Genomic DNA, 550 nt, shown 5'->3' with positions numbered 1-550 from the left:
ACTGACCAAGGAGAGAGCTGACTGGCTTTATCCACTAAGGTGAAGTCAAAAGCGCGTGGGCGTAAGTCACCTTCCCACTCACACCAACCGGTTGGCGCATGTGGATGATGAAAATGTGCCGCAGGGCCGAAGAATCCACTTCGGCCAGCTTCACGTTCATAAATTGCCTCATCCGGGAAATCCGCATGTGCTTGTTTAGAGCACACTCCCTCCCGATGCGGAAATGTGATCCATTTATGCATCGCTTAGTACTCCTCGGCGAATTTGATCTTCTTCAATCGATTCAAAGAGCGCTTTGAAGTTACCTTCACCAAAGCCTTCGTTGCCTTTGCGCTGAATGATTTCAAAGAACACAGGGCCAATAACAGTCTGAGTAAAGATTTGCAGCAAGATACCGTCTTTCATTGGCGCGCCATCAATCAAGATCTGCAAATCACGAAGTTTGCTGACATCCTCAGTATGGCCTTCAACGCGCTCATCGACTTTCTCGTAGTAGGTGTCTGGCGTTGGCATAAAGTCCATACCTCGGTCACGCAACGTTTGCACCGTT

Annotated in this window: 2 pseudogenes; both read right to left on the bottom strand. The window is 48.9% G+C overall.

The annotated features are described in order from the left end of the window. Positions 1-242 (bottom strand): annotated as a pseudogene (locus tag R8O11_RS30490) (homogentisate 1,2-dioxygenase); the annotation flags it as partial. Then, a pseudogene (locus tag R8O11_RS30485) lies at positions 235-550 on the bottom strand (4-hydroxyphenylpyruvate dioxygenase); the annotation flags it as partial. The pseudogenes R8O11_RS30490 and R8O11_RS30485, both read right to left, overlap by 8 nt.

It is taken from the genome of Vibrio sp. 1288, from assembly GCF_033344475.1.
Note: the sequence above shows the minus strand (reverse complement) of the source record. Positions and strands in the feature narration are given on the sequence as shown.